General features: G+C 72.6%; 16 protein-coding genes. 1 reads left to right on the top strand and 15 read right to left on the bottom strand.

Features of this window, described 5'->3' with window-relative positions:
- Positions 1–28: 28 nt before the first annotated feature.
- From ilvD to KIN34_RS13865, 5 genes are all read right to left on the bottom strand, one after another.
- Entirely contained in the window at positions 29–1,891 is a 1,863-nt protein-coding gene (gene ilvD / locus KIN34_RS13885; RefSeq protein WP_214352280.1) for a dihydroxy-acid dehydratase, read from the bottom strand.
- Between the two features lie 203 nt (positions 1,892–2,094).
- The gene (locus tag KIN34_RS13880) at positions 2,095–4,338 is read right to left on the bottom strand and encodes a beta-xylosidase/alpha-l-arabinosidase (protein ID WP_214353081.1); all 2,244 of its coding nucleotides are present in this window, start codon (positions 4,336–4,338) and stop codon (positions 2,095–2,097) included.
- 185 nt (positions 4,339–4,523) lie between these two features.
- Positions 4,524–5,420: a carbohydrate ABC transporter permease gene (locus tag KIN34_RS13875; protein ID WP_214352278.1), complete on the bottom strand. Its 897-nt coding sequence runs from the start codon at positions 5,418–5,420 to the stop codon at positions 4,524–4,526.
- Positions 5,417–6,454, bottom strand: coding sequence for a carbohydrate ABC transporter permease (locus tag KIN34_RS13870; protein WP_214352276.1), 1,038 nt, complete (start codon positions 6,452–6,454; stop codon positions 5,417–5,419). The genes KIN34_RS13875 and KIN34_RS13870 overlap by 4 nt, the downstream gene beginning before the upstream one ends.
- Before the next feature lie 5 nt (positions 6,455–6,459).
- Positions 6,460–7,767, bottom strand: coding sequence for an extracellular solute-binding protein (locus KIN34_RS13865; RefSeq protein WP_214352274.1), 1,308 nt, complete (start codon positions 7,765–7,767; stop codon positions 6,460–6,462).
- A gap of 154 nt (positions 7,768–7,921) precedes the next feature.
- Between KIN34_RS13865 and KIN34_RS13860 the strand changes: the two genes are divergently transcribed.
- Positions 7,922–8,899: a LacI family DNA-binding transcriptional regulator gene (locus KIN34_RS13860; RefSeq protein WP_214353080.1), complete on the top strand. Its 978-nt coding sequence runs from the start codon at positions 7,922–7,924 to the stop codon at positions 8,897–8,899.
- A 60-nt stretch (positions 8,900–8,959) separates the two neighbouring features.
- On the opposite strand, the gene KIN34_RS13855 is transcribed toward KIN34_RS13860, so the two are convergent.
- The 10 genes from KIN34_RS13855 to KIN34_RS13810 form a co-directional block, all read right to left on the bottom strand.
- The gene (locus KIN34_RS13855; RefSeq protein ID WP_214352272.1) at positions 8,960–10,543 is read right to left on the bottom strand and encodes a peptide MFS transporter; all 1,584 of its coding nucleotides are present in this window, start codon (positions 10,541–10,543) and stop codon (positions 8,960–8,962) included.
- 90 nt (positions 10,544–10,633) lie between these two features.
- Positions 10,634–11,185 (bottom strand): GNAT family N-acetyltransferase, encoded by a 552-nt coding sequence (locus KIN34_RS13850; protein ID WP_214352271.1) that lies wholly within the window; start codon positions 11,183–11,185, stop codon positions 10,634–10,636.
- A gap of 170 nt (positions 11,186–11,355) precedes the next feature.
- Positions 11,356–16,452, bottom strand: coding sequence for an endo-1,4-beta-xylanase (locus tag KIN34_RS13845; protein WP_214352269.1), 5,097 nt, complete (start codon positions 16,450–16,452; stop codon positions 11,356–11,358).
- 406 nt (positions 16,453–16,858) lie between these two features.
- Complete coding sequence (gatB, locus tag KIN34_RS13840; RefSeq protein WP_214352267.1) at positions 16,859–18,367, bottom strand: Asp-tRNA(Asn)/Glu-tRNA(Gln) amidotransferase subunit GatB; 1,509 nt, start codon at positions 18,365–18,367, stop codon at positions 16,859–16,861.
- Positions 18,364–19,881, bottom strand: a complete 1,518-nt coding sequence (gatA, locus tag KIN34_RS13835; RefSeq protein ID WP_214352265.1) for an Asp-tRNA(Asn)/Glu-tRNA(Gln) amidotransferase subunit GatA — start codon at positions 19,879–19,881, stop codon at positions 18,364–18,366. The genes gatB and gatA overlap by 4 nt, the downstream gene beginning before the upstream one ends.
- Positions 19,878–20,177 carry an Asp-tRNA(Asn)/Glu-tRNA(Gln) amidotransferase subunit GatC gene (gatC, locus tag KIN34_RS13830; protein ID WP_214352263.1) on the bottom strand — a complete coding sequence of 100 codons (300 nt, stop codon included), beginning with the start codon at positions 20,175–20,177 and terminating at the stop codon, positions 19,878–19,880. The genes gatA and gatC overlap by 4 nt, the downstream gene beginning before the upstream one ends.
- Before the next feature lie 21 nt (positions 20,178–20,198).
- A complete protein-coding gene (locus KIN34_RS13825) occupies positions 20,199–20,615 on the bottom strand; it encodes a pilus assembly protein CpaE (RefSeq protein WP_214352262.1) in 417 nt (138 codons plus the stop codon).
- Positions 20,616–20,691: 76 nt separating this feature from the next.
- A complete protein-coding gene (locus KIN34_RS13820; RefSeq protein WP_214352260.1) occupies positions 20,692–21,693 on the bottom strand; it encodes a sugar phosphate isomerase/epimerase family protein in 1,002 nt (333 codons plus the stop codon).
- Positions 21,690–22,925, bottom strand: coding sequence for a Gfo/Idh/MocA family protein (locus KIN34_RS13815; protein WP_214352258.1), 1,236 nt, complete (start codon positions 22,923–22,925; stop codon positions 21,690–21,692). Before KIN34_RS13815 ends, KIN34_RS13820 begins: the two co-directional genes overlap by 4 nt.
- A gap of 59 nt (positions 22,926–22,984) precedes the next feature.
- Positions 22,985–24,040, bottom strand: a complete 1,056-nt coding sequence (locus tag KIN34_RS13810; protein WP_214352256.1) for a substrate-binding domain-containing protein — start codon at positions 24,038–24,040, stop codon at positions 22,985–22,987.
- Between the last annotated feature and the right edge of the window lie 13 nt (positions 24,041–24,053).

Below are 24,053 nucleotides of genomic sequence, written 5' to 3'. Positions count from 1 at the left end.
CACACCCCCGGGACTCGCCGGGCACGGGTCAGGCGCGGCGGATGCGGCTCACGTCGCGCACCGCGCCGCGGTCCGCCGAGGTCGCCATCGCGGCGTACGCCTGCAGCGCGGGCGAGACGTAGCGGTCGCGGTCCTTCGGCTGCCACGGGTTCTCCGAGGCCTCCATCTTGGCGCGACGGTCGGCGAGCACCTCGTCGGGGACGTTGATGCGGATGACCCGGGTCTCGACGTCGATCTCGATCTCGTCGCCGTCCTCCACCAGGCCGATCGCGCCGCCCGCCGCGGCCTCCGGCGACACGTGCCCCACCGAGATGCCCGACGAGCCGCCCGAGAACCGGCCGTCGGTGATGAGCGCGCAGACCTTGCCCAGCCCACGGCCCTTGATGAACGAGGTGGGGTAGAGCATCTCCTGCATGCCGGGTCCACCCGACGGGCCCTCGTAGCGCACGACGACGACGTGCCCGGGCTGGACCTCCTTGCGGAGGATCTTGTCGACGGCCTCGTCCTGCGACTCGCACACCAGCGCGGTGCCGACGAAGTGGAAGACGTCCGGGTCGATGCCGGCCGTCTTGATGATCGCGCCGTCGGGCGAGAGGTTGCCGCGCAGCACCGCGAGCCCGCCTTCGACCGTGTACGCGTGCTCGGCGTCCCGGATGCAGCCGTTCACCGCGTCGGTGTCGAGCGACTCCCAGACGTTCGACGTCGAGAAGGCGACGGTGGTGCGCACGCCGCCCGGCGCGGCGTGGAACAGGTCGACCGCGCGCTGGGTGGCCTGGCCGCCGCGCACGTCCCAGTCGTCCAGCCACGCCCGCAGGGTGGGGGTGTGCACCGACGTCACGTCGTGGTCGAGCAGGCCGGCGCGGTCGAGCTCGCCCAGCAGCGCGGGGATGCCGCCCGCGCGGTGCACGTCCTCCATGTGGAAGTCGGGGTGGTTGGGGGCCACCTTCGACAGGCACGGGACGCGGCGCGAGAGGGCGTCGATGTCGGCGAGCGTGAAGTCGACGCCCGCCTCCTGCGCAGCCGCCAGGATGTGCAGCACCGTGTTGGTGGAGCCGCCCATCGCCACGTCGAGCGTCATCGCGTTCGCGAACGCCGCCTTGGTGGCGATCGCGCGCGGCGCCGCGGTGTCGTCCTCGTCGTCGTAGTAGCGCCGGGCGAGGTCCACGACCGTGCGACCGGCCTCCAGGAACAGCTCCCGCCGGGCGGCGTGGGTCGCCAGCGTCGAGCCGTTGCCCGGCAGCGACAGCCCGAGCGCCTCCGTCAGGCAGTTCATCGAGTTCGCGGTGAACATGCCGGAGCAGGAGCCGCACGTGGGGCACGCGTTCTCCTCGACCTGGGCGAGCGCGGCGTCGTCCACCGCGTCGTCGGCGGAGTAGTTGATCGCGTTGATGAGGTTGAGCGGCGTGCGGGCGACGCCGTCGGCCACCACGGCCTTGCCCGCCTCCATCGGTCCACCGGACACGAAGACGACGGGGATGTTCAGCCGCAGCGCGGCGTTCAGCATGCCGGGCGTGATCTTGTCGCAGTTGGAGATGCAGACCAGGGCGTCCGCGCAGTGCGCGTTGACCATGTACTCGACCGAGTCGGCGATCAGGTCCCGCGAGGGCAGGGAGTAGAGCATGCCCGCGTGGCCCATCGCGATGCCGTCGTCGACCGCGATCGTGTTGAACTCCTTGGCGACGCCGCCGGCCTCACGGATCGCCCCCGCGACCAGGTCGCCCATGTCCTTGAGGTGCACGTGCCCGGGGACGAACTGCGTGTAGGAGTTCGCGATGGCGATGATCGGCTTGCCGAAGTCGTCGGACCCCATGCCCGTGGCGCGCCACAGCGCGCGGGCGCCGGCCATGTTGCGGCCGTGGGTCGAGGTCCGGGAGCGCAGCGGACGGCTCATCGCGGTATCTCCTCTCGCAGGCGTCGTCGGGGGGCGACGCGCGGCGGACAGCGTACGTCCGTCTCACGGGACGGATGCCACGCGTCCACGCCTCGACCCGTACCGGCCGGGACGTCGAGCGCCCCGTGACGGCCGTGGGGGGAACGGCCGTCACGGGGCGCTGACGGGCGGGGTCGACGGAGGGCCCCCGCCCGGCGGGACGATCACCCGGGGCAGACCTCGGTGACCGTCCACCGGTCGTCGTCCAGGACGGGGTGCAGCGGCCCGACGAGCCGGACCTCCGCCTGGGCGCAGCGCTCGGCGCTGGTCCCGACCCACAGCTGCAGCGCACCCGGCTCCACGGCACGGACCATGTCGCGTCCGCTGAACGCCACGCGCGTCGTCGGGACGTCGAACCGGACGACCGCCGACTGCCCGGCCGCCACCCGCACCCGCCGGAAGCCGACGAGCTGCGCGACGGGGCGCGTGACGCTGGCGACCGGGTCGTGCGCGTAGAGCTGGACGACCTCGTCGCCGTCGCGCTCGCCCGTGTTGGTCACGCGCACGGCCACCCGGATGCGCCCGTCCGTCGCGACCTCGTCGTCCACCGCGTCGAGCGCGCCGTACGCGAAGGTCGTGTAGGACAGCCCGAACCCGAACGGCCGCACCGGGGTGCTGCGCAGGTTGGTGACGTCGCCGTCCCCGCCGAGCGCCGGGTTCAGGTAGGAGTACGGCTGCGCCCCGGCCGACCGCGGCAGGCTCACCGGGAGACGGCCTGACGGGTTGACGCGGCCCGTGAGCACGCCCGCGAGCGCACGCCCACCCTCCTCCCCCGGGAAGAACGCCTGGACGGCGGCCGCGGCGCGGCCGAGCACGGAGTCGATCGCGTACGGCCGGCCGCTGACCACGACGAGGACGACGGGCGTCCCGGTGGCCAGCACCGCCTCGACGAGGTCGCGCTGCACGCCCGGCAGCTCGAGGTCGTCGCGGTCGCACCCCTCGCCGACGGTGCCACGCCCGAACAGCCCGGCCTGGTCGCCGACCACGACGACCGCGACGTCCGCGGCCGCGGCGAGCGTGGCGGCCTCGGCGATGCCCGACCGGTCGTCGTCGTCGACCGCGCACCCGCGCGCGGCGGTGACCTCGACGCCCGGCAGCTCGTCGCGCAGCGCCTCGAGGACCGTCGGCACCTCGATGCCGCGCTCCGCCTCCGGGTGGTGCTCGAGCACGTGGTTGACGAACGAGTAGCACCCGAACATCGCCTCGGCCCGGTCGGCGTTGGGGCCGACGACCGCGACGCGCCGGACGGTGCCCGCGGCCGACCCGGCACCCGTGCCACCCGCCAGCGGCAGCACGCCGTCGTTCGCGAGCAGCACCACCGACTCCTCGGCGAGCCGCGCCGCGACCTCCCGGTGCTCCGGGGTGTCGAGGTCGACGTGGGTCGGCGGCTCGTCGTCGAACGACGCGTCCAGGAGGCCCAGCTCGGCCTTCTGCAGCAGCGCGCGCGTGGCCGCCCGGTCGACGAGCGCCTCGTCGACCTGCCCCGTCCGGATCGCCTCCGCGAGCGGCTCGAGGTACGCGTCGCCCGTGGGCAGCTCGACGTCGATGCCCGCGGCGAGCGCCTGGCCGGCCGCGTCGCCGAGCCCGTCGGCCACCTTGTGCAGGAGGTCGAGGAACGCGACGCCGAAGTAGTCGGCCACCACGACGCCGTCGAAGCCCCACCGGTCCCGCAGCAGGTCCGTCAGGATCGTCGGGTCGCTGGCGACGGGGACGCCGTCGATCTCGGTGTACGCGTGCATGACCGAGCGCACGCCGCCGTCCCGCACCGCCATCTCGAACGGCAGCAGGAGCACGTCGGCGAGCTCGCGCGGACCGACGTGCACGGGCGCGAAGTTGCGCCCCGCCTGCGACGCGGAGTACCCGACGAAGTGCTTGAGCGTCGCGTGCACGCCGGCGTCCTGCAGCCCGCGCACGTACGACGTGCCGATCTCCCCGATCAGGTACGGGTCCTCCGCGATGCACTCCTCGACCCGGCCCCAGCGCGGGTCGCGCACCACGTCGAGCACCGGCGCCAGCCCCTGGTGCACGCCCAGCTCGCGCATCGAGCCGCCGATGAGACCCGCCATGCGCCCGACGAGCGCGGGGTCGAACGACGCGCCCCACGCCAGCGGCGTCGGGAACGTGGCCGCCCGCCACGCGGACAGGCCCGTGAGGCACTCCTCGTGGACCAGGGCGGGGATCCCGCTGGACGCGACGAGCTCGCGCTGCTTGCGCCACAGCCACGCCGCGCGCTCGGCCGGGTCGACCGGGCGCGTGCCGTAGACGCGCGTCAGGTGGCCGAGGCCGTGCCGCGTCGCCTCGTCGAGGCCGCCGTCCCGCGTGAACTCGCCCTGGAGCGGCGCGACGACCTCGCCGTCGCCCTTCTCCCAGAAACCGACGAGCTGCGCGAGCTTCTGCTCGAGGGTCATGCCCGCGACGAGGGCGCGCACGCGCTCGTGCGTCGCGGTGTCGACGGCGCGGTTGACCGGGGGCACCGCGGTGCCCCGGTCGCCCGGCTCGTCGTGCTGGGTGGCGCCGGGCGCCACCGGTGCGTCCGCGCCCGGGGCGCGGACGGTCGTACCCGCCTGGCGGGTGGGGGTCTGCGTCATCGCCATCAGCCCTTGACCGCGCCCTGCAGGCCGCTGACGATCCGCTTCTGCATCGCGAGGAAGAACACGAGCGCGGGGATCATCGCGAGCGAGGTGAACGCGAACACGCCGGCCATGTCCGACGCGTGCTCCGAGGAGAAGTCGGCGACACCGAGCGGCAGCGTCTTGGTCTCGCTCTGCAGCAGCAGCAGCGGGAGCAGGTACGCGTTCCAGGACCCGACGAACGCGAGCACGCCGACGGTCACCAGGCCGGGACCGGACAGCGGCAGGAGGATCCGCCAGAAGAACCCGATCCGGGACGCACCGTCGAGCTGCGCCGCCTCCTCGAGCTCGTCGGGGATCGCCTGCAGGAACGGCCGCAGGATCACGATCGTCACCGGCAGGGCGAACGCCGCCTGCGGCAGCGCGATCCCCCACCACGTGTTCCCCATCTGCAGGTCCTTCGAGATGAGGATGAACAGCGGGATGATCGCGACCGTCGCGGGGAAGAGCAGCCCGAGCACGAAGACCATGTAGATGCCCTCGCGCCACTTGAACTTGTACCGGGCCAGCGGGTACGCGGCCATGACGCCGCAGATCACCACGAGCGCGGTGGTGATCACCGCGATGATCGTCGAGTTCAGCGCGTACTTCCAGAAGCTGGGGTTGGAGAGCACCCCGGAGTAGTTGCTCAGGACCCACGGGTCCGGCAGCCCGGCCGGGGACTCGGCGAGCTGGGCGTTGGTGCGGAACCCGCTGAGCACGCCGTACAGGACGGGCCCCAGCGTGAGCGCGACGACGATCAGCGCGCCGAACCAGATGAGCGGCGAGCCGCCGTTCATCACGTTGGTGCTGCGCCCGTGGCGCTGCTGGTCCTGCGAGCGTGACGCCGCGGCACCCCGCACGTCGGTGGTGGCGGTCATCGCCTGGCCTTCTTCCGGACGACCGTCGTCGCGGTGCTGTCACGACGAAGGATGAAGTACTGGTAGAGCACGGCGAGGACGAGCGCGACGACGAAGAGCACGACCGAGGCGGCCGACGCGATGCCGTAGTTCGACCGCTTGGTGCCCTCGGTGATCAGGAACGTCGCCATGGTCGTGGTCGCGTTCGCCGGGCCGCCGCCCGTGAGGATCCACACCATGTCGAAGAGCTGCAGCGAGCCGATCATGGACAGGAACGCCCAGGTGCGCAGCGTCGGGCCGAGCATGGGGATCGTGATCTTGCGCTGGATCTGCCACCACGAGGCGCCGTCGATCTGGGCGGCCTCGTACAGCTCGTCGGGGACGGACTGCAGCCCCGCGAGGAACAGGATGATGGCGAGCCCGAGGTACTTCCAGGTCAGGACCGCGATCACGGTCCACAGCGCGTAGCGCGGGTCACCCAGGAAGCCCTGCTTGGGGCCCTGCAGGCCGACCCAGCCGAGCATCGTGTCGATCACGCCGTAGCGCGGGGCGAGCATCTGCAGCCACACCACGCCCGCGATGACCTCGGACAGCACGTACGGGACGAAGATGATCGTCCGCAGCACGCCCTGGCCGCGCATCCGGCGGTTGAGCAGCAGCGCGATCAGGAGACCCAGGGGCAGCTGGATGGCGATCGACGCCACCACGATGATCAGGTTGTGCTGCAGCGCACCGATGAACACGTCGTTCTGCAGCACGCTCACGTAGTTCTTCAGGCCGACGAAGTCGACCAGCGGGCCGTAGCCCTTCCACTTGTAGAACGAGAACTGGACGGCCTTGACGATCGGCCAGACCACGAACAGGAAGAACAGGATCAGCGCCGGCGCCACGAACGCGGCGATCTCGAGGCGCTTGCGGACGGCCGCACCGTTCCTGCGGCGTCCGCCCGGGGCGCCGGCCCCCGGCAGCGCCGAGGCGCTGCCGGGAACCGGGTCCGTGAGGGTGGACGTCGCAGGCGAGGCGGCGCCCACGCGGGCGGTCGCGTCGTCTGCCACGTCGGTCACTCCGCGTCAGCCGCTGCCTGGGTGGCGTCGACGATGTCCTGCGGCGAGGCCTGGCCCGCGAACATCAGCGCGATCGAGTCGTTCATCGCGCCGCCGACCGAGGCACCGAAGGCCGTGTCGAAGTACAGCTGGACGTACGGGGCGTTGTCGCGGACGTCGAGCAGCTGCGCGAGCGCCGGGTCCGAGACGTACTGCGACGCCGTGCTGTTGGTCGGCAGACCCATGTCCAGCTCGGCGAAGCCCTTCTGGACCTCGTCGGAGAGCAGGTACTGCACGAAGTCGACGGCCTCGTCGGGTGCGTCCTGGCCCACGGCCCACGCGTCGCCGCCGCCGAGCGCGGCCGACTGGTCGCCCTCGCCGCCCTCGATCGTCGGGAACGCGAACCAGCCGGTGTTCTCGCCCAGGCCCTTGCCGTCCTCGGTGAGGCCCTGCATGACGCCGGGCTCCCAGTGCCCCTGCATCTCCATCGCGACCTTCCCGGTCGCGAGCAGGCCCGAGGCGCTCGTCGCGCCGGTCTGCGCCGGCGTCGTCAGGAAGCCGTCGTTGAAGGGCTCCTGCGCGACGAGGTCCTCGACGTCCTCACCGGCACGGACGAAGCACGGGTCGGAGAAGTCCAGCGAGGTCACGGCGCCCGAGAGGACGTCCTGCGAGCACTCGCGCAGCGCGGTGTAGTACCAGTAGTGCGCGGCGGGCCACTTGTCGCCCGCGCCGACCGAGACCGGCGTGATGCCCGCGGCCTTCAGCTTGTCGAACGCGGCGTACAGGTCATCCATCGTCACCGGCGTCTCGGTGATGCCGGCCTCGTCGAACAGCGCCTTGTTGTACCAGAAGCCCACGACGCCGACGGAGAACGGCAGCCCGTAGGTCTTGCCGTCGACCTGCCAGCCCGCGACCGAGCCGCCGAGCTTGGCGATCGTCTCGCCGGCCGCGTCCGAGAGGTCCTTGGTCAGGCCCGCCTCGACGTGGTCGGCGAGCTCGCCGCCACCGCGCTCCATGTAGACGTCGGGGGCGTCGCCCGCCTGGAACGCCGCCTCGAGCTTGGTCACCATGTCCTCGTGCTGCATGGCGTTGACCTCGACGTGCACGCCGGGGTTGGCGGCCTCGAAGTTGGCGGCGACCTTGTCGTAGTAGGTCTTGCCGTCACCGGTGTTCGAGTTGTGCCACCACGTGACGGTGACGTCCTTGCCACCCTCGCTGGGGTTGTCGCCCGTGTTGTCGTCACCGTCGCCGCCGCTGCACGCAGCGAGCAGAGCGACGGTGGTGGCGAGCGCGACAGCCGCACCCGCTCGGCGCATCCTTGCCATGTCTGGTCCCTTCCAGTCTTCGTTGACCCACCTGGACGACCCGGAGTCTGGCAAGTATCGGCGCGACGTGTCAATCGTTATCGAAACCGATATCGACACCGTTATGAAACCGATGCCTTAGGATCGCGCCGTGGAGCTGACAGGGCGGGTCAAGATGGCCGACGTCGCGCGTGAGGCCGGGGTCTCGGTGGCCACCGTCTCCAAGGTCGTCAACGGACGGTACGGCGTCGCCCAGTCGACTCTCGACCGTGTCCAGCAGGTCATCGCGGACCTCGGGTACGAGGCGAGCCTCGGCGCCAGCAGCCTGCGCAGCCACCGCACCAACGTGCTGGGCATCCTGGTCGCGGAGTTCGAGCCGTTCAGCACCGAGCTGCTCAAGGGCGCGTCGTCGGCCATCACGCAGACGGGCTACGAGCTGCTCGCCTACTCGGGCGGCGCGCGCGGTGCGGACGTCGGCTGGGAGCGCCGGTACCTCTCCCGCCTGGGCGGCACGCTGATCGACGGCGCGATCATCGTCACGCCGACGGTCGTCGACGCGAGCAACGGCATCCCCGTCGTCGCCGTGGACCCGCACACGGGCCCGTCCGGCCTGCCGACGGTCGACTCGGACAACTTCGCGGGCGCCGTCATGGCGACGCAGTACCTGCTCGCGCTCGGCCACCGCCGGATCAGCCTCGTCGGCGGCCGTCCGGACCTCGAGTCCGCACGCCTGCGCGAGGCGGGCTTCCGGTCCGCGATGGCGGACGCCGGCCTGGACGTCGACGAGTCGCTCGTCGTGATCGGCGGCTACCGCCCCGAGACCGCGGACCAGCCCGCGCGCGAGCTGCTGACCCGGCCGGACCGGCCCACCGCGGTGTTCGCGGCGAACGACCTGTCGGCCATCCGCACCATCGAGGTGGCCCGCGAGATCGGGCTGCGGGTGCCCGACGACCTGTCGGTCGTCGGCTTCGACAACGTGCCCGAGTCCGCGCTGTGCGACCCGCCGCTGACGACGATCAACCAGCCGCTGCGCGACATCGGCGCGCAGGCGCTGCGCCTGCTCGTCGACCTCCTGCAGGGCACGGACACCCCGACGCACGTGCGCCTGCCCACCGCGCTCGTCGAGCGCGCCTCCTGCCGCGCGCTCGTCTGACCGCGTCGCCCGATCACGTCGTCCGTTCACGTCGTCCGCACGCCGGCGGACGCGTCCCGCTCATGCCGCGTCCGCGCCCTCGCGGATATGGCGCGTGACCCACGGTGCGACCGCGAACATCGCCCCCGCGCACACCAGCGCGACGAGGCCGATCCCACCGAAGTAGGCCGGCGGGCTCGCGTCGGCCGTGACCTGGACCAGCTGGGCCGTGATGGCGTTGCCCGCGCTCGTGGCGAGGAACCACAGCGCCATGGCCTGGCCCTTGAACGCCCGCGGCGCCAGCAGCGTCGTGGCCGCGAGGCCCACGGGCGACAGGCACAGCTCGCCGACGGTCTGGATGACGTAGACGACGACCAGGACCCACCAGGGCGAGCGACCGTCGCCGGCGATCGCGGCGGCGCCCGCGAGGAACAGGAAGGACAGCGCGGCGAACGTGAGCCCGATCGCGAACTTCACCGCGGTGGGCGGACGGTCGTCGAGCCTGACCCACAGCCACGCGAAGACGGGCGCGAGCAGGATGATCGCCGCCGGGTTGACGGACTGGAAGAACGCCGGCGAGACGGTGTGACCGAAGATCTCGAGCTCCGTGTGGTCCTGCGCGTAGGCGGAGAGCGTGCTCGCGGCCTGCTCGAAGATCATCCAGAACAGCATGGCCGCGACGAACAGCGGCACGTACGCCCGCAGCCGCGAGCGCTCGGGCGCGGTCACCTTCGGCGAGCGGAACATCACCCAGAACGTCGCGACCGGCGCGGCGAGGGCGATGTAGGACAGCGCGTCGACGTAGGTCGTGACCTCGAACCCGCCGGAGACGACCGCCGCGATCGCGAGCGCCACCAGCGCCCCGAGCGCGACGAGCAGGACCAGCCGGACCACGCCCGCGCGGTCCGCCCGCGTCAGCGGGTTGGGCGGCACCTCGCCCGCGCCCGCGAGCAGGCGACGCCCCGCGACGAAGAAGACGAGCGCGATCGCCATGCCCACGGCGGCGACCGCGAAGCCCGCGTGGTACCCGCCGATCTCCCGCGCGACGCCCACCAGGATCGGGGCGAGCAGGGAGCCGATGTTGATCCCCATGTAGAAGATAGAGAACGCCGAGTCCCGTCGCGGGTCGTCGCGCGCGTAGAGGTCGCCGACCATGCTCGAGACGTTGGGCTTCAGCAGCCCGGTGCCGAGCGCCACGAGCACGATCCCGGCGAAGGAGAACCGCGTGTCCGGCACCGAGAGGCTGACGTGCCCGGCGGCGATCACGACCCCGCCGTACAGCACCGACCGGCGGGCGCCGATCATCCGGTCGGCCAGCCAGCCGCCGACCACCGAGAGCAGGTAGACCGACGCCCCGTAGGCCGCGACGACCGCGTTCCCCACGTCGTCGGGCAGGCCCAGCCCGCCGTTCGCGATCGTGTCGGTCAGGAAGTAGAGCAGGATCGCGCGCATGCCGTAGTAGCTGAACCGCTCCCACAGCTCGGTGCCGAACAGCGTCAGCAGCCCCAGCGGGTGGCCGAAGAACGCGTGGTCGCGCGGCACGACGCGGGTGCTGTCCTCCTCCGCGTGCGGCGGTGGCACCGCGGGGTCGAACGGCACGGCTCCGGTCCGACGGGTCCGGTCCTCCGGGGTGTCGCGCTCGCCGCCCCCACGCTCGTCGCTCATGAGGTCATCGTGGTGCCGGACGTGGCCGCGCACCACAGCACGGCGGTCCGAGCACGGCCCGTGCGCCCCGGCCGGGCGGCCCGCGCGGCGTCAGCCGAGCTGCCCCGCGCGGTACTCGTCCTCCAGCAGGCCCATGTCGATGCCGTCGCACCACCGCTCGCCGTCGCGGTAGGCGTCGCGCCGGCGTCCCTCGACGCGGAAGCCGAGGTTCTCGTACAGCGACAGCGCGCGGGAGTTGATGGCGAGGACGCTCAGGCCGACGCGGTGCAGCCCGAGGCCGTCGAACGCGAGGCCCAGCACCAGCTGGATCGCCTCCGTGCCGTACCCGCGACCGCGGTAGCCCGGGCGCATCACCAGGCGGAGGTCGGCGCTGCGCACGGCCTCGTCGAGGTTCTCGAGCACGATCTCCCCGAGGTACTCGTCGTCCGGGTCCCCCGCGAGGGTGATCGCGAGGTCGACGCGGTCCGGCGCGGTCGCGGCCGCGGCGCACCACGCCTCGACCTCCTCGCGGGACGGGCGGCGGGTCTCCCCCGTGAGCCGCATCCCCTCGACGTCGCTCACCGACTCCCACACGTGGTCCGCGTCCGACGCGCGGACGGGTCGGAGCGTGAGCATCTCGCCGAGCAGCGTGGGCTTGTCCATGCGCGGTGCACCTCCCGGGGCGATCACCCGAGGCTAGGCCAGGCCTGGGCGAGCCGGTCGACCGACCCGCCGTCGTGCCCGGGCGCGACGACGCCGTCCCGGGGGCAGCCCTCCCCCGAGACGGCGTCGCGACCGCGTGGCCGGGCGTCGTCGGCCGGCCACGCGCGTCGTCAGCGCACCGTCAGGCGTGCCGACGAGCTGGTCACCGAGCCGGCGGCGTTGCGCACCACGGCCCGGTAGAGGGCGCCGTCACGCGCGCCCGTGGCCAGCAGCTCGAGCGTCGTGCCGGTCCGGCCCGTGAGGGCCACCCAGGAGCGGGAGCCCACCCGACGCTCGTACCACTGGACCGTCGGAGCCGGGTACCCCGCCACCTTCACGGAGACCGACGTGACCGCGTTCCGCGCGGCGGTCCACGCCGTCGGCTGCCGGGTGATCCGCGGCGCCACCTGGGCCACGCGGACGGTGGCGGCCGCCGAGCGTGCCGTGCCGGCGGAGTTGCGGAACACCGCGCGCAGCTGCATCCCGTCGTTGGCCGGGTAGGCCGTGACCTTGATGCTGGTCCGGGCCGCGCCGCTGACGCGGACCCACGTCGTCGAGCCCGGCTTCTTCTTCTCCCAGTAGACCTTCGGCTGGGGGAAGCCCGTGGCCGCCGCGGTCAGCGTGACCGTGGTGCCCGCCCGGACGGTCGCCTTCTGCGGGTTCCGCGTGGCCTTCGGGGCCACCCGGACCACCTTGACGACCGCGACCCTCGTCGTGGCGCTGCCGGCGGTGTTGGTGAAGACCGCGCGGAAGCCCGCGAAGTCGTTCGCCGCCGACACCAGCACCGTGAGGTCCTCGCCGGTCGCGCCCGGGATCGCCTTCCACGTCCCGGAGCCCGGCGCGCGGCGCTGCCAGACGACCGTCGGGGCCGGCTGCCCCGACGCCGCGGCGTGCAGCGTCACCGTGCCGTTGAGCTTCACCGTCGCACCCGTCGGCTGCGTCGTCACCACGGGCTTCGTGGCGACGGGAGCCGCGGGTCCGACGAGCTCGGCGACACCCCAGTGCGCGGTCGACTGGTAGCCCGTCCCGGTCGGGTCGGCCCAGTTCGTGATCGCGTGCCGGCTGCCGCCGGCGGCGTCGTTGACCTGCAGGTCCAGGCCGTGGAACGTGCCCAGGCCGCCGTACTCGAGGAGGCTGATCGCCGCCTCGACGCGGTAGCCGTCCGCCGTCTCGACGACCGCGGACTCCAGCCGGTTGCGCTGGAACGCCTCGTCTCCGGTGCCGAACGAGACCGCGCCGGACGCGTCGATCCGGATCTGGGTGTCGTCGTAGCGGTAGGAGCCGTTCTTCAGGTTCCCGCCGTCGACGTAGATCTCGACCGAGTCCTTGGTCCACGGGTCGCTGCCCGTCGTGTCGACCTCGGGGTCGGCGACGTCGGCCAGCACGTAGAGCGTCTGGTCCCGCCACAGCGTGCGGAACGTGCCCCGCGCGCCGTCCGAGCCCGACGTCACCTTCTCGGTGACGGCGGTCCCCGCGCCGGCCCACACCCCGTCGACGTCACCGTCGATCGAGGGTGCGACCGTCGCCTGCGGGATTTCGAGGAACGAGAGCGGCTCGACGAGCGAGACGCTGCCCAGGACGCCCGGCGTGTTCCACCCGGTCGTCGTGCCGTCGTCGACCACCTGCACGTCGAGCCCGACGACGTCGCCCCGCGCGGCGCCGTCCAGGGGCACGGTCACGACGGCGGTCCAGCCGCCGTCCCGCTCGATCGCCGTGCCGTCGAGGTCGCCCTCGCCGTCCCGGCCGAACGTGGCGGTCCCGTCCTCGGTGACCACCGTGATCGCGTCGGACGCGTCCACGGTCGCGTCGTCGACGTCCACGTACAGCGTCAGGTGGTCAGCCGACCAGCGCGTCTGGAACCGGGCGACCTCGCCGACCGCGTGCAGCGGGAGACGCTGCCACTGCGGGGAACCCACCCCGTAGTCGCCGTCGGCGTCCGCCGCGAACGCGTTCGCGCTGCGCACGGCCGCGGGCAGCTCCAGGTCGGCGGCCCCGTAGTACGCGGGCTTCGCCTGGAAGTAGTCGTCGAACAGCAGCGGCTTGCCGTTGTTCGACGCGCGCCACGAGCGACCGTCGGTGAGCCCCCACACCGTGACCGAGAACAGGTCGTCGGCGTGGGCGCGGAACGCGTCGAAGGCGGCGTCGTAGTAGTAGCCCTGGTCGATCGCCTTGGCGTTGTCCGCCGACCCGACGAAGACGTCGAGCTCCGTGACGGCCTGCGTGACCGGCAGGTCCTCGAAGTCCGCGATCGCGTCCTCGAGCGTGCCGACCGGCGTGGAGAGCGCGACGTGGAACTGGTGGCCCACGCCGTCGATCGGCACGTCGCGCGCCAGGAGACGCTCGACGAGCGCCTTGTACCGCGCGCGCTTGCCGGTCTGCTCGGTGTTGTAGTCGTTGATGAACAGCGTCACGGGGTGCTCGACGCCCTCGGCCGCGAACTCGCCGTTGAACGCCTCGTTCGCGTACCGGAATGCGTCGTCGACGAACTCCTCCCCGAGGATCTGGTACCACTTCGAGCGCCGCATGCCGTCGGCGTACGCGGTGCCGTCGTCGATGACCTCGTTGACCACGTCGAACGCAACCAGCGGGTTCGTGTCCGAGCCGAACGCGCCGTACTCGTCGGACAGGGCGCGCGCGACGTTGGTGATGTGGTCCCGCATCCGGCTCCGCAGCGCCTCCGGCGTGAGGTCGTCACCCTCGTCGTCCTGGAAGAACCAGTCCGGCGTCTGGCTGTGCCACACGAGGACGTGGCCGTAGACCCGCAGGTCGTTCGCCTGGGCGTAGTCCATGAGGGCCTTCGCCTCGGGGTGCATGCGGAACGTGTCGACGCCCTCGCCCGAGTACCAGGCCTCGACCTTCATGTAGTTCTCGGCCGTCACCTGGTCGAAGTGCTTGAGCAGCAGCTCCGACGCGGCACCGTTCATCTCGCGCGAGTCGATGGCGGCGCCGACGGGGAAGTCCACCGTGTCCTTGAGCGGCGTGAGGTCCTGGATCTGCGAGGGCGGCGTCGAGACGATCGAGATGTCGTCGACCACGAACGTCGACGTGTTGCCGGCCTCGCCGTTCGCCCACTTGGTCTCGAGGTACAGCTCCGCCGTGGTGTCGAACGCCGGCATGGTGAACGTGCCCGTCACGTTGACCCACTGGCTCGAGGAGAGCCCCGTCAGCGCGACGACGTTCGAGTAGGTCGACGTCCCGCCCGTGACGGTGTGCGCCGAGAGCGACATGTCACCGGGGGTGCCCTCGAACCTGATCCAGGCCGACAGGTCGTACGACGCACCCGGTGTCGCGGCGTCGGTGACGTCGATCTGCAGACCCTGGCCCTGCGACACGCGGTCGGAGACGCGCACGGCGTACGTGCTGTCGTGCGCGACCTCGTCCTGCACCGTCAGCGTCGGTGCGCCGTTGCCGTCGTCGCGCGGCGCCCAGCCCTGCAGCGTGCCGTCCTCGAAGTCCGAGTCGACGAGCGTGACACCCCGGGGCGCCGCACCCCCGGCCGGGAGGGTGAACGTCCAGCCGTCGGCCAGGAGCTCGGTGACGACCGTCTTGACCGCCGCGACGCCCGCCGTGCGGTCGCCGCCGCCGTCGTGCACCAGGACGATCTCGCCCGGGTTGCCCGTGATCGTGGCGCGCAGCGCGGCGGTCAGCTTGGCCTCGTCGCCCGCGTTCTCCGCACCGTCCCAGTCGTTGATCAGGTTCGTCACCGCGAGCGGCTGCATGCCGAGCGCGACCGCGACCTGGTTGGTCTGGCCCCACGCCCCGTTGGGCGCGCGGAAGTACGGCACCTCGGCCTCGGGGTCGCCCAGCGCGTCCCGGATGATCTCGAGGTTGGCCTTGAGCTTGTCGGCGACCTGAGGCTTGGTCAGGCCGTCCATGCCCGCGTAGTCGGTGCTGTGGTTGCACAGCGTGTGCCCGTCCGCGACGATCCGCTTCAGGACGTCGGCACCGCCGGGCGCCTGGACGTTCTGGCCGATCACGCAGAACGTCGCGGTGACGCCCTCCTCCTCGAGGAAGTCGAGCAGCTCCGTCGTCGTCGCCCCGTTCGGGCCGTCGTCGAACGTGAGCGCGGTCGTCTTGGTGGTGCCGCGGGCCGACGAGACCGGGGTCTCCACCGGGCTCAGCGCGCCGCCGGGGACGAAGTCGGGGTCGGTCTGCACGTAGTCGCCGTCGTCGCCGCTCTCGCCCTGCACCAGCAGGTCGTCCACCAGGTAGGTGTAGCTCGTGGCGCCCGTCAGGTCGCCCGTGCCGATGTACAGCTGCAGCGCGGAGGTGTCCGCGTCCGCCGGCACCGTCCACGTCCCCGTGACCACGGACCAGTCCGCGGCCGTCATGGTCGTGTTGCCGATCCAGGCGTAGTCGGGCTTCATGACCAGCCGGACGCCGGCGGTCCCCTCGACGCCCTCGCCCAGCCGGGCCCGCATCGAGAACGTGTAGGTGCTCCCGGGCACCAGGCCGGCCAGCGCACCCGCGGGCGTCTGGATGCCGACGTAGTCGGCGTCGCGGCCCGCGACCTGCAGCGCGGGGTCGCCCGCCACGTCGACGACGCTCAGCGTCGGCGACCCGCTGCTCTCCCAGTCCGTCTGCCACGAGTCGTCGGAGAAGTCGCTCGACAGGACGGTCTCGACCTCGGGCTCGGCGGGCGGGCCGACGACCGACAGGTCGTCGACCAGGTAGGTGTAGCTCGTGGCGCCCGTGAGGTCGCCCGTGCCGATGTACAGCTGGAGCGCGGACGTGTCCGCACCGGCGGCGACCGTGTAGCTGCCGCTCACCGTGGTCCAGCCCGCGGCGCTCATGCTCCCGTTGGCGACCCACGTGTACGCGGGCTTCATGACGAGGCGGGCTCCCGCGGAGCCCTCGGCACCGGCACCCAGCCGGACGCGCATCGACATCGTGTAGGTCTCGCCCGGCACCAGCCCGGCGAGCGCGCCCGCGGGCGTCTGGATGCCGACGTAGTCGGCGTCGCGGCCCGCGACCTGCAGCGCCTGGTCGCCGTCGACGTCGACCAGGCTCAGCGTCGGGTTCCCGCTGGCCTGCCAGTCGTCCTGCCAGGACGCGTCGGAGAAGTCGGTGGACAGGATCGTGGTCGCGGCGGCCGGCTCGGCGGCCGTCGTCACCGCCGCGGGCGTGGCGGCCCCGGCCGACGAGGCCGCGACCGCGGTCAGTGAGGACAGGACGAGCGCGCTGATCGCCGTCAAGGCGCTCGCGCGGGCCCGGGGGAAGCGGGACATCGACGCTCCTTTGCGTGACGTGGCCGTACTCGGTGCGGCGAGGCTACCGCCGACTGAACCGTTATCGGAAACGTTCTAGGTAACGATTTCGATACCGTTCCACACGCGAACCGGCGCGACGGCCCACCTGAGCGGCCCGTCCACCCCGTCTCGACCGTTCCGTCCCGGTTCTTCTGTGCCGCGCGGCCTCCCTGTGCGGTCACGACGGCGCCGTCGCGCCCTCCCGCGACCCCGGTCCGCCCTCGGCCGACCTCTCCCCACCACCGGCCGTCCGATAGTTGCGGTCGGCACGGGCCCCCGCCCGACCCTCGCGTACCCTTCGCCCGCGGGTGCGCAGAACGCGACGAGCGCGCCAGCTCGGGCTGGCGCGCTCGTCGCGTGCGGGCGCTGAGGCCGGCGGGTCGGGTCAGGCCTGGACGCGCTCCAGGACCAGCTCCCGCACGCGGCCAGCGTCGGCCTGGCCGCGCGTGGCCTTCATGACCGCGCCGATGATCGCGCCGACCGGGCCGAGGTTGCCCGAGCGAATCTTCTCGGCGATGTCCGGCTGGGCGGCGAGCGCGGCGTCGATCGCCTCGAGCAGGGGGCCGTCGTCGGACACGACCTCCAGGCCGCGCGCGACCACGACCTGCTCGGGCTCGCCCTCGCCCGCCAGGACGCCCTCGAGCACCTGGCGCGCGAGCTTGTCGTTGATGCGGCCGGAGTCGACCAGCTGCTGGAGGCTGCCGATCTGCGCCGGCGTGATCGGGAGGTCCGCGAGCTCGACCTCCCGCTCCTTGGCGGTGCGGGCGAGCTCGCCCATCCACCACTTGCGTGCCGCCGCGGGCGCCGCGCCCGCGGCCACCGTCGCCTCGATGAGCTCGATCGCGCCCGCGTTCACCACGTCCCGCATCTCGGCGTCGGCGTAGCCCCACTCGCCCTGCAGCCGGCGCCGACGGGCCGCCGGCAGCTCCGGCAGCGCCGCGCGGATCTCCTCGACCCACGCACGGTCCGGCGCGATCGGGACCAGGTCCGGCTCCGGGAAGTAGCGGTAGTCCTCGGCGTCGGACTTCACGCGCCCGCTCGTCGTGACACCCGTGTCCTCGTGCCAGTGCCGGGTCTCCTGCACGATGGCGCCGCCCGCGTCGAGCACGGCGGCCTGCCGCGAGATCTCGTAGCGGACCGCGCGCTCCACCGACCGGAACGAGTTGACGTTCTTGGTCTCGGTGCGGGTGCCGAGCGCGCTCGTCGGGTCCGGCCGCAGCGAGACGTTGACGTCGGCCCGCACGTTGCCGCGCTCCATGCGCGCCTCGGACACCTCGAGCGCACGGAACAGGTCCCGCAGCGTCTGGACGTAGGCGCGAGCGACCTCGGGCGCCCGCTCCCCCGCGCCCGTGATCGGGCGCGTCACGATCTCGACCAGCGGGATGCCCGCCCGGTTGTAGTCGACCAGCGAGTACTCGGCGCCGTGGATGCGGCCGGTGGCGCCGCCGACGTGGGTGTTCTTGCCGGCGTCCTCCTCCATGTGCGCGCGCTCGACCTCGACGCGGAACGTGGTCCCGTCCTCGAGCTCGACGTCGACGTAGCCGTCGTAGGCGATCGGCTCGTCGTACTGCGACGTCTGGAAGTTCTTCGGCACGTCCGGGTAGAAGTAGTTCTTCCGCGCGAACCGGCAGGTCTCCGCGATCGAGCAGTTGAGCGCGAGCCCGATGCGGATCGCGTACTCGACCGCCGTGCCGTTGACCACGGGCAGGCTGCCCGGCAGCCCCAGGGAGACCGGCGTCACCGACGTGTTCGGCTCCTCGCCGAACCCGGCCGGCGCGGCGTCGAACATCTTGGTGGCCGTGCCGAGCTCGACGTGCACCTCGATCCCGATGACGGGGTCGAACCGGGCGATCGCGTCGTCGTAGTCGACCAGGTCGACCGCGGCGTGGCTCATCGCGCCACCTCCAGCTCCGGGGCCTGGGCCAGCAGCGGGCCGCCCCACTCGTTCTCCAGCAGCGACTCGAGCGCCGCGCCCACGCGGTACAGCCTGTCGTCGGCCTTCGCCGGGGCGAGGACCTGGAAGCCGACCGGGAGCCCGTCGTCGGACAGGCCTGCGGGCAGCGAGAGACCCGGGACGCCCGCCAGGTTCGCGGGGATCGTCGCGACGTCGTTGAGGTACATCGCCAGCGGGTCGTCGAGCTTCTCGCCCAGCTTGAACGCCGTGGTCGGCGCCGTGGGCGAGACCAGGACGTCCGCCTGCGCGAAGGCCGCGGCGAAGTCGCGCTGGATCAGCGTGCGGACCTTCTGCGCGCTGCCGTAGTAGGCGTCGTAGTACCCCGCCGAGAGCGCGTACGTGCCGAGGATGATCCGGCGCTTGACCTCGTCGCCGAAGCCCTGGCCGCGCGTCGCGGCCATGACGCGCTCCGCGGTGACCGGGCCCTCGCTCGGCTCGACGCGCAGGCCGAACCGCATGCCGTCGAACTTCGCCAGGTTGCTCGACGCCTCCGCCGGCAGGATCAGGTAGTACGCCGCGAGCGCGTACGTGAAGTGCGGGCAGGAGACCTCGACGACCTCCGCGCCCGCGCGCTGCAGCAGCTCGAGCGACTCGTGGAACCGCGCCAGCACGCCGGGCTGGTAGCCCTCGCCCTGCAGCTCGGTGATGACGCCGACGCGCACGCCCGTGAGGTCACCGCCCGCACCGAGCCGCGCCGCGCCGACGAGGTCCGGGAGCGGCTCGGCGATCGACGTCGAGTCGCGCGGGTCGTGCCCGCCGATCAGCTCGTGCAGGAGCGCCGAGTCCAGCACCGTGCGCGTCACCGGGCCGGCCTGGTCGAGGCTGCTCGCGAGCGCGATCAGCCCGTACCTCGACACCGAGCCGTAGGTGGGCTTCACGCCGACCGTGCCGGTCACGGCCGCGGGCTGACGGATGGAGCCGCCCGTGTCCGTGCCGATCGCCAGCGGCGCCTCGTACGCCCCGACGGCCGCGGCGGACCCGCCGCCGGAGCCGCCCGGGATCCGCTCGAGGTCCCACGGGTTGTGCGTGTTCCCGTACGCGGAGTGCTCGGTCGAGCTCCCCATCGCGAACTCGTCCATGTTCGTCTTGCCGAGGATCGGCAGGCGGGCCGCCTTGATGCGCTCGACGAGCGTCGCGTCGTACGGCGGCAGCCAGCCCTCGAGGATGCGCGAGCCCGCGGTCGTCGGGACGCCCTGCGTGACGACGACGTCCTTGACCGCGATCGGCACCCCCGCCAGCGGGTGCAGGTCCTCGCCGGCCGCGCGGCGGGCGTCGACGTCGGCGGCGGTCGCGAGCGCGTCCTCGTCGGACACGTGCAGGAAGGCGTGCACCGCGCCGTCCACGGCCGCGATCCGGTCGAGGTGCGCACGCGTCGCCTCGACCGACGAGACGTCGCCGGCCTGGAGCCGGTCCGCGAGCGCGGCCGCGGAGATCCGCGTCAGGTCCTCGCTCATACGTCCTCCCCCAGGATCTGCGGCACCAGGAACTTGCCGTCCTGCGCGGCGGGCGCCGCGGCCAGGACCGCGTCGCGGTCCACGGGCGGCTCGGGCACGTCGGCACGGAACACGTTGGTCAGCGGCAGGGGGTGGCTGGTGGCCGGCACGTCCGGCGTGGCGATCTCGCTCACGCGCGCGACCGACTCGACGATGACGTCGAGCTCGCCCGCGAGCCGGTCGAGCTCGGCGGACGTCAGGTCGATCCGGGCCAGCCCCGCCACACGCGCGACCTCGTCGCGGGAGAGGGTGGACATGCGAGCGAGTCTAGTGGCGCGTCACACCCGCTCGACGGCCGCGGTGATCAGGGCGAGCAGCGCGAGGGCGTAGGCGTCCTCGGCGCTGTCCGCGGTGAACACCTGCTCGGGCCGTCCCGCGAGCTCGACGAGCACCTGGTGCCGGCCGTCGGTGGACCGCGCCAGGGACCGGAACGTCCCGCCCAGCAGCTCGCGCAGCTGGTCCTCGCGCGGCAGCCACACCGCGTCGTCCTGCGCCACCGAGTCCAGCGCCCACTCGGTGGTGCCGTTGAACCCCAGCACCGTCCCGGTCGGGTAGTCGTGCGCCTGGATCGTCATCTCGCTGACCGTGAAGACGTCGTCGACGCCCTCGACCAGGACGCCGAACCGGTCCCCGGACGTGGGGTGCCAGTGCAGGCCGGTGCGGCGCAGGCGCAGCGCGAGGTCGCGGGAGATCACCTGGTCAGTATCGTCCCGCGCCCTGCGCGCCGCCCCTCGTCGTCCCGCGCGTGTCCGCGATCCGGTCCTGAGGCCGTCAGCGCGAGCTGAACGCCGCGTCGAACGCCGCCGCGGGCGGGTCGAACGCGTTGCGCCGGACGAACTCGAGCGCCTCCGGCGCGCCCAGCAGGCGGTCCATGCCCGCGTCCTCCCACTCGACCGAGATCGGGCCGTCGTAGCCGATCGCGTTGAGCGCCCGGAACGACGCCTCCCACGGCACGTCGCCGCGGCCGGTCGACACGAAGTCCCACCCGCGGCGCAGGTCCGCCCACGGCAGGTGCGAGCCGAGCCGGCCGTTGCGGCCGTTCCCCAGCCGGAGCTTCACGTCCTTGCAGTCCACGTGGTAGATCCGGTCCCGGTGCTCGAGGATGAAGTCCACCGGGTCGAGCTGCTGCCACATGAAGTGGCTGGGGTCCCAGTTGAGCCCGAAGGCCTCCCGGTGGCCGATCGCCTCGAGCGTGCGCTGCGTCGTCCAGTAGTCGTAGGCGATCTCCGACGGGTGCACCTCGTGCGCGAACCGCACGCCCACCTCGTCGAACACGTCGAGGATCGGGTTCCAGCGGTCGGCGAAGTCCTGGTAGCCCGCGTCGATCGCGGCGGCGGAGACCGGCGGGAACATCGCGACGTACTTCCAGATCGAGGACCCGGTGAACCCGACGACGGTCCGCACGCCGAGGCGGGCCGCGAGGCGGGCGGTGTGCTGCATCTCCTGCGCCGCACGCTGCCGCACGCCCTCCGGGTCGCCGTCGCCCCACACGACGTCCGGGAGGATGTCGCGGTGCCGCTGGTCGATCGGGTCGTCGCAGACCGCCTGGCCCTTGAGGTGGTTGGAGATCGCCCAGACCTTCAGTCCGTGCCGTTCCAGCACCTCGAGCCGGTCCGCGACGTAGTCGTCGTCGTCCCAGCGCCACGGGTCCAGGTGGTCGCCCCAGCAGGCGATCTCCAGGCCGTCGTAGCCCCAGCCCGCGGCCAGGCGCGCGACCTCCTCGAACGGCAGGTCCGCCCACTGGCCGGTGAACAGGGTGACGGGTCGGGTCATCGCAGGGCCTCCTCGACGTCGCGCGCGGCCGCGGGCCGGCTCGCGCTGGTGGTGACCGGGGTCCAGGTGCTCTGTGCCGCGGCGGAGCGCTCGACGGCGTCGAGCACGCGCTGCACCTGCAGCCCGTCGGCGAACGTCGGGGTCGGGTGCTCGCCCGCGACGACGCCGCGCACCAGGTCCACGGCCTGGTGCGTGAACGCGTGCTCGTAGCCCAGCCCGTGCCCCGCGGGCCACCAGGCGGCGACGTACGCGTGCTCGGGCTCGGTCACGACGATCCGCCGGAAGCCCGCCGTCGCGGCGGGCTCGTGGGCGTCGAAGAAGTGCAGGACGTTCATGTCCTCGAAGTCGAACGCGAGCGAGCCGGCCGACCCGTTGATCTCCAGCCGGATCGCGTTCTTGCGCCCGTACGCGAACCGCGTGGCCTCGAACGTCGCCAGGCCGCCGCCGCTCATCCGGCCCAGGAACACCGCCGCGTCGTCGACCGTCACGGGGCCGGTCGCGCCCGAGCCCGACGACGAGCCGGACAGCCCCGTGAACTCCTCGGCCACGGGCCGCTCGGTCACGAAGGTCTCCAGCACCGCGCTCACTCCGGTGACCTCCTCACCCGTGACGAACTGGGCCAGGTCGACCACGTGCGCGCCGATGTCTCCGAGCGCACCCGAGCCCGCCTTCTGCTTGTCCAGGCGCCAGGAGAGCGGTGCCTGCGGGTCCGCGATCCAGTCCTGCAGGTACTGCGCCCGGACGTGGCGCACCTGGCCGATCCGCCCGTCCGCGACGAGCGTGCGCGCGAGCTGGACGGCCGGGACGCGCCGGTAGGTGAAGCCGACCATCGCGACCTGGCCCGGCGCGGCCGCGGCGGCGTCGGCCATCTCCTGCGCCTCGGCGACCGAGTTGGCGAGAGGCTTCTCGCACAGCACGTGCTTGCCGGCGGCGAGCGCCGCGAGCGCGATCTGCGCGTGCAGGTCGCCCGGCGTGCAGATGTCGACCAGGTCGACCTCGTCGGACGCGACGAGCTCGCGCCAGTCCGTCACCGCCCTGCGCCAGCCGAGCCGGTCCGCGGCCGCGCGCACGTTCGCCGGGTTGCGGCCGGCGACCACCGCCATGTCGACGTCCGCCGGCAGGTCGAAGAAGCGCGGGGCGTTGCGCCACGCCTGCGAGTGCGCGACCCCCATGAACGCGTAGCCGACCATGCCCACGCCGAGGCGCGGACGGTCCGCAGCGGATGCCGTCATGGTCCCTCCTCTCGGAACCGGGGTGGGGGCGACCGCTGAGCCGCCCCCACCCGCGTGGGTCAGGACTCGAAGGCCGTCGGCAGGTACTGGTCGACGTTCTCCTTGGTGACGACCGGCGCGTACAGCTGGACCGTGCGGGGCACCTCGACCTCGACCAGGTCGCTCATCGACTTGCCCTGGACCAGGAGCCGGGCGAGCTTGATGCCGTCCGCCGCCTGCGTGGAGGGGTAGATGACCGTCGCCTTGAGCACGGTGTCGTCGGCCTTGATGGCCTCCATGACGTTCTTCGAGCCGGCGCCGCCGACCATGAAGAACTCGTCGCGGTTCGCCGCCTCGATCGCGGCGAGGACGCCGACGCCCTGGTCGTCGTCGTGGTTCCAGATCGCGTCGAGCTCCGGCGCGGCCTGCAGCAGGTTCGCGGCCGCGGCCTCGCCGCCCTGGACCGTGAAGTCCGCGGCGACGCGGTTGCTGACCTTGAGCCCGCACTCGCCCAGCGCGTCCGCGAAGCCCTTGCTGCGGTCCTGCGTGAGCGGCAGGGAGTCGATGCCGGCGATCTCCGCGACCTTCGCGTCGGGGGTGCCGCCGAGCTGGTCGCAGATGAACCGGCCCGCGCTGATGCCCATCCCGTAGTTGTCGCCGAGCACGGTGGTGCGCGCGGCGGTCGGGTCGTCGAACTCGCGGTCCACGTTGACCACGACGATGCCGGCCTGCATGGCCTTGATGGCGACCTCGGTGAGCGCCGCGCCGTCGAAGGGCAGCAGCACGATCGCGTCGACGCCGTCGTTGATGAACTGCTCGATCTGGCTGATCTGCAGGTTCACGTCGTTGGTGCCCTCGGCGACCCGCAGGTCGATGTCGGGGTACTCCGCGGCGACGTCCTGGGCCGACTTGGTGATCGAGCCCATCCAGCCGTGGTCCGAGGCCGGGGCCGAGAAGCCGATGACGACCTCGTCACCCTGCTCGTCGTTCCCGCCCGACGGTGCCTGCGGCGCCTCCTGCGTGGCGGTCTCCTCGGTCTCCTGCGGCTCGTTCGACGTGCAGCCGGCGACGAGCAGCGAGGCTGCGGCGACGGCTCCTGCGGCTGCGACCCAGCGGCGACGGGGACGTGCGGACATGGCGATCCTCCTT

Origin of the sequence: Cellulomonas fulva, from assembly GCF_018531375.1 — a bacterium.
GTDB lineage: Bacteria > Actinomycetota > Actinomycetes > Actinomycetales > Cellulomonadaceae > Cellulomonas > Cellulomonas fulva.
The sequence above is the reverse complement of the archived record's forward strand: the minus strand, read 5'-3'. Positions and strand labels throughout refer to the sequence as shown.